This is a genomic window from Acidimicrobiales bacterium, assembly GCA_036273495.1.
In the GTDB taxonomy this organism is placed as follows: Bacteria; Actinomycetota; Acidimicrobiia; order Acidimicrobiales; family JAJPHE01; genus DASSEU01.
The window spans coordinates 1-5,411 of sequence record DASUHN010000044.1; the positions used below are offsets into that span (position 1 = coordinate 1).

General features: G+C 70.6%; 8 protein-coding genes. All 8 read left to right on the plus strand.

The window, feature by feature from the left end; genetic code table 11:
• The first annotated feature begins 143 nt into the window (after window positions 1-143).
• Window positions 144-1,259, plus strand: a complete 1,116-nt coding sequence (locus VFW24_01765; GenBank protein HEX5265474.1) for an MraY family glycosyltransferase — start codon at window positions 144-146, stop codon at window positions 1,257-1,259.
• A 116-nt stretch (window positions 1,260-1,375) separates the two neighbouring features.
• Window positions 1,376-1,576, plus strand: coding sequence for a hypothetical protein (locus VFW24_01770; GenBank protein HEX5265475.1), 201 nt, complete (start codon window positions 1,376-1,378; stop codon window positions 1,574-1,576).
• An 18-nt stretch (window positions 1,577-1,594) separates the two neighbouring features.
• A complete protein-coding gene (locus tag VFW24_01775) occupies window positions 1,595-2,026 on the plus strand; it encodes a hypothetical protein (protein ID HEX5265476.1) in 432 nt (143 codons plus the stop codon).
• Window positions 2,019-2,771 (plus strand): F0F1 ATP synthase subunit A, encoded by a 753-nt coding sequence (gene atpB, locus VFW24_01780; protein ID HEX5265477.1) that lies wholly within the window; start codon window positions 2,019-2,021, stop codon window positions 2,769-2,771. Before VFW24_01775 ends, atpB begins: the two co-directional genes overlap by 8 nt.
• Before the next feature lie 56 nt (window positions 2,772-2,827).
• A complete protein-coding gene (gene atpE, locus VFW24_01785) occupies window positions 2,828-3,088 on the plus strand; it encodes an ATP synthase F0 subunit C (GenBank protein ID HEX5265478.1) in 261 nt (86 codons plus the stop codon).
• Window positions 3,089-3,096: 8 nt separating this feature from the next.
• On the plus strand, window positions 3,097-3,624 hold the full coding sequence (atpF, locus tag VFW24_01790) for a F0F1 ATP synthase subunit B (protein ID HEX5265479.1): 528 nt from the start codon (window positions 3,097-3,099) through the stop codon (window positions 3,622-3,624).
• Window positions 3,625-3,646: 22 nt separating this feature from the next.
• Window positions 3,647-4,567, plus strand: coding sequence for a F0F1 ATP synthase subunit delta (locus VFW24_01795; protein ID HEX5265480.1), 921 nt, complete (start codon window positions 3,647-3,649; stop codon window positions 4,565-4,567).
• A partial coding sequence (locus tag VFW24_01800; protein ID HEX5265481.1) for a F0F1 ATP synthase subunit alpha occupies window positions 4,567-5,411 on the plus strand: 845 nt, incomplete at its 3' end. The genes VFW24_01795 and VFW24_01800, both read left to right, overlap by 1 nt.

A 5,411-nucleotide genomic window follows, 5' to 3' on the forward strand; every position in this document is an offset into this window, starting at 1 on the left:
GGGTGCTGGACGCCGCCGGGCGCGGAGGCGACGCCGCCCCCGCCTCCACCGCCCCCGATCTCGACGCGGTCGTGGCGGAGGTGCGCGACGAGGTCGCGCTGCTCTGCTCGAAGTTCACGCCCTATCCCGACCTGGCGTAGCCGGTGGCCGCCTACGCCGAGGTCTTCGCCCTCGCCGCGCTACTGACCTACGGGTTGACCTTCCCGGTCCGGCGGGTCGCGACCGTGCTCGGCGCCATCGTCGAGCCCGACGAGCGGCGCGCCCATCTGGTGCGCACCCCGACCGTCGGCGGGGCGGCCATGTACCTGGCCTTCCTGGTGGCCATGGCCGTGGCCTCGCTGATGCCGGCGTTCCACCAGGTGTTCCATCCCAGCTCGGCGCCCCTCGGGGTGGTGCTGGGCGCCACGGTGATCTTCGCCGTGGGTGCGGTGGACGATCTGCGGGAGGTGTCGGCCCCGGCCAAGCTGGCGGGGACGGTCGTGGCCGCGACCGTCCTGTACTTCCTCGGGGTGACGCTGCTGTACTTCCGCGTCCCGTTCGCCGGCTTCATCGTCCTCGGGCCCGACCTCACCCCGCTGCTGACGGCGTTGTGGGTGGCGGTGATGGCCAACGCCATCAACCTGATCGACGGGCTGGACGGCCTGGCGGCGGGCATCGTGGCCATCGCCGCCGGGTCGTTCTTCGTCTACGCCGAGCGCCTCTCGCATCTCGGCCTGCTGTCGGCCGACAACGTCGGCCCGCTGGTCGCGGCCATCGCATGTGGGGTGTGTGTCGGATTCCTGCCCCACAACCTCCACCCGGCCCGGATCTTCATGGGGGACGCCGGGGCGCTGTTCCTCGGCCTCCTGATGGCGGCGTCGACCATGGTCGTCGGGGGCCAGACCGCCAACCAGTTCCACTTCACGGGGGAGACCTACTTCTTCTTCGCCCCGCTTTTCATCCCGTTCGTGATCCTCGGGGTGCCGATCCTCGACACGGCGTTCGCCCTCGTGCGACGAACGGCCCGGCGGGCCAGCCCGGCGCTGGCGGACCGGGAGCACCTCCACCACCGCCTGATGCGCCTGGGGCACGGCCACCGGCGGTCGGTGCTGATCCTGTGGGTGTGGACGGCGATCCTCTCCGGCCTGGTCCTCTACCCGACGTTCGACCTTCCGGGGGCGGGCTCGACCAATGCCATCGTGCCCTTCGGGATCCTGGCCCTGGGGGTCGTCCTGTACACGCTGTTCCACCCGGGCGTGCGCCAGAAGTCGCCGGCCTGACGCCCTCGGATCACGGTTTTGAGGCCCCATAGCCTTCGTTTTGCATCACCCTCGTTCTCCATGCGAACATGCCGCCGTGACGCCCTACCAGCGCCCTCCGGGGCCTCTGTCCGGCCGTGAGCCGGCGTCCCCCGGGCATCCTCCAGTTCGCCCAGTTGGGGCTGATGGGGGCGGCCTGCCTGCTCGGCGGGGGGGGCCTCGGGTGGTTGGTGGACAGCGTGGCGGGAACCCTGCCGCTGTTCCTGTTTCTCGGTTTGGTCGGGGGCGCAACCCTCGGTGCGGTCATGACCTGGCGGGAGGTCAAGAGGTCCATGTAGTCCGGGAGGGAGGCCGCGGTGCTCGGTAGCGGGATGTTGGGCACGGCCTTCCCGGTGAGCGAGGTCGACGCCGTCATCCGGCGCACGCTGCGGGCGGCGCTGGCCCTCGGGATCCTGGCGGTCGGCGCGGGCGTTGCCCTCGGTCAGGTGCTCGTCGGCCCGGGCGTCATCATCGGTCTCGGCCTCAGCATCTTCAACAACCGGATGTTCCAGCTGTCGGCGGCCCGCTTCACGACCGAGGAGGGCAAGGTCGTCCGCAAGCCGTTCGCGTCGAGCGTGGCCGTCCGCCTGGGGGTCTGCACGGCGGTGGCGCTGATCCTCACGTGGCTGGTCCCGCCGCTCGGCTGGGGTGTGATCGGCGGGCTGGCTGCCTACCAGATGCTCCTGCTGATCAACTCACTGGGGGCGCTGGTGGCGTGGCAGCGCCGGGAGGCGGGACGCGATGCCTAGCCTCGGCGCGCTGGCCCCGGTCCTCGCCATCCCGAACATCCCGGTCGGGGACCACGTGGTCCGCAAGATCGGCGGGATCTCGCTGAACCTGGACACGATCTGGACCACGCTCATCGCCGGCGCCATCGTGCTGGGCCTGGGCCTGTACGTGAGGTCCAAGGGCCGCTCCGGGGTGCCGAGCAAGATCCAGCTGCTGTGGGAATTCGTGGTCGGCTCGGTGCAGGACCAGGTCGAGGCCAGCCTCGGGCCCCAGTACCGCCAGGTGGTGCCGCTGGCCGTCACCATCTTCATGCTGGTCCTCACGGCCAACTGGATCGAGGTCCTGCCCGGCGTCTACCACAACACCGACTACCTCCCGGCCGCCAGCGCCGACGTCAACCTCACCTACGCCCTCGGCATCCTGGTGATCGTCCTGGCCAATGCCGCCGCCATCCGGCGCAAGGGACTGCGACGCTACGTGGCCCACTACTTCCGGGCCCCCCGGGTGATGTTCCCCATGCACATCATCGAGGAGGTGGTGAAGCCGTTCACGCTGGCCCTCCGACTCTTCGGGAACCTCTTCGCCGGCGGGATCATGATTGCCCTGATCCTGGCGTTCACGACGCCGATCTCGTCACCGGTGACGGCGGTGGTGACCATGGGCTGGAAGCTGTTCGACATGTTCATCGGCGCCATCCAGGCATTCATCTTCGCCTTGCTCACGATCCTGTACTACGAGTTCGCCGTGTCCGAAGAGGCGCACTGATGTGCGCCGACCTGCACTGATCCCCGAGACATCACCCAGATAGGAGACATCCCTAAATGGCAGCAACCACTCAGAAGGCAATCGAGCTGGCCGGGGCGTTCGCCGGCGGTGGGCTGGCCATGGGCGGCGGGGCCATCGGTGCCGCCATCGGTGACGGCCTGGCCGGGAGCCAGACCATCGCGGGCATCGCCCGTCAGCCCGAGGTCCAGGGACGCCTGTACACGACGATGTTCCTGATCGTCGGCCTGGTCGAGGCCATGTACTTCATCAACCTCGCCATCATGGCCCTGTTCGTGTTCGTCCTGGCCAAGGGCTGATCCCGACCGTGGTTCTCGCTTCGAACTTCCTCGTCCCCAACGCCACCTTCGTCGTCGAGCTGATCGCCTTCCTGCTCGTGCTCGGCGCGCTGGCGCGCTGGGTGCTGCCTCCGCTGAACCGGATGATGGAGGAGCGCCAGGACACGATCCGCAAGGCGCTCGAGGACGCCGAGGAAGCGCGGCGGCGGGCGGACGAGACCGAGGTCGAGTACAAGCGCGCCCTCGACGAGGCCCGGGCCCAGGCCCGTCAGCTGGTCGACGAGGCCAACCGGTTGGGTGAGGAGCTGCGCGCCCAGGCGCGCGAGCGCGGGGAGCAGGAGTACCAGCGCCTCCTGACCCGGGCCACCGGGGACATCCAGGCCGCCACCCAGCAGGCCGCCGAGCAGCTGCGCGGCCAGGTGGGAGAGCTGGTCGTGCTGGTCGTAGAGCGGGTCATCGGCCAGGTGATGGACGACCGGGCCCAGAGGGCCCTGATCGACCGCACCATCTCCGAGGCCGAGAGCGAGGCCGGCATCGGAGGGAGCGCGGCCCGTTGAGAGTCGCATCGGGGAGCCGGCGTTGAGGGAGTCGATCCACGGCTACGCCGACGCGGTGCTCGAGGCGGCCGGCGCCTCCGGCGGGGGCGCGGAGCTGGCCGAGCAGCTCGGCGCGGTCGTCAGCCTGGTCCGCTCGTCCTCGGACCTGGGCGGGGTGCTGGCCGACCCCGGCGTGCCCGCCCGCCAGCGCCGGGCCGTGCTCACCGATCTTCTGCAGAGCCGCATGCCCGCCGAGGTGGTGGGGCTGGTCGGCTACGCCATCGAGAAGGACCGGGCCCCGGAGGCGGGGGCCAACCTGGAGTGGCTCGAGCGGGTCGCCGCCCGGGCCGCCCGGGGCGAGGCCGCCGACGACGCCCTCGTCCTCAGCCGGCACGCCGCCCACGAGCGCATCGACGGCTACGCCACAGCGGTCCTGTCCCCGGTCGCGGCGGGGGACGGTCTCGGCAGCGTCGAGGACGAGCTGTTCCGCTTCGCCCGGATCGTGGCCGGCAACGAGGCCCTGAGCGACGCCCTGACCAACCGGGACCTGCCGGCGGCCCAGCGCGCCGCCGTCGTGTCCGAGCTGCTGACCGGGCGGGCCGGGGCCACCACCGTGGGCCTGGCCGCCTACGCCACCCGGGTCAGCCGGGCGCGCGACATCCCCGACACCCTCAACTGGCTGGTCGAGCGGGTGGCCGAGGAGTCCAACCGCCGGGTGGCCGAGGTGCGCGCCGCGGTGGCGCTCGACGAGAACCAGCGCCGCCGGTTGGGTCAGGCTCTCGGGCGGATCACCGGCCATCCCGTCGACGTTCGGGTGGCGGTTGCCCCTGAGCTCCTGGGTGGGTTCGTGGCCGCGGTCGGCGACACCCTCGTCGACGGAAGCGTGCGCCACCGCCTCGACCTGCTGCGCGACCGCATCAACCTGCCCGACATCGAGATCCAAATCAGCGAACTGGAGCCCTAATGGCAGAGCTGACCATCAACGCCAACGAGATCGCCGACGTCCTCCGGCGCAACGTCGCGGACTTCAACCCCGGTGTCGACACCCAGCAGGTCGGCCGCATCCGTGACGTAGGTGACGGGATCGCCCGCATCACCGGGCTGGCCAACGCCGCTGTCAACGAGCTGCTCGAGTTCGAAGGTGGAGTCGTCGGTCTGGCCCTCAACCTCGACGAGGACTCGATCGGCGCCGTCGTGCTCGGACCCGTCGAGCACCTCGAGGAGGGCCAGATCGTGCGGGCCACCGGCCGGATCCTCTCCGTGCCCGTCGGCGACGGCCTGTTGGGCCGGGTGGTGAACCCGCTGGGGGAGCCGATCGACGGCAAGGGTCCCATCGCCGCCTCCGAGAGCCGCCGCCTCGAGGTGCAGGCGCCCGGCATCGTGGCCCGCAAGCCCGTGCACGAGCCGCTGCAGACCGGCATCAAGTCGATCGACGCCATGATCCCCATCGGTCGCGGCCAGCGCGAGCTCATCATCGGCGACCGCAAGACGGGGAAGACCGCGGTCGCCATCGACACGATCATCAACCAGAAGGGGCAGGGCGTTTACTGCTTCTACGTGGCCATCGGCCAGAAGCAGTCGACGGTCGCCCAGGTCGTCGACAAGCTCGCGAAGCACGGGGCGATGGAGTACACGACCGTCATCGCCGCCAGCGCCTCCGAGTCGGCGCCGCTCCAGTTCATCGCGCCGTACACCGGCGTCACCATGGCCGAGTACTTCCGCGACAGCGGCCGCCACGCCCTGTGCATCTACGACGACCTCTCCAAGCAGGCCGTCGCCTACCGCCAGCTCTCGCTGCTGCTGCGCCG

What these genes read in the sequence shown, in the direction of transcription:
- atpB (HEX5265477.1), top strand. Translation starts at nt 2,019, where the DNA reads ATGCCTAGCCTCGGCGCGCTGGCCCCGGTCCTCGCCATCCCGAACATC.
- atpE (HEX5265478.1), top strand. Translation starts at nt 2,828, where the DNA reads ATGGCAGCAACCACTCAGAAGGCAATCGAGCTGGCCGGGGCGTTCGCC.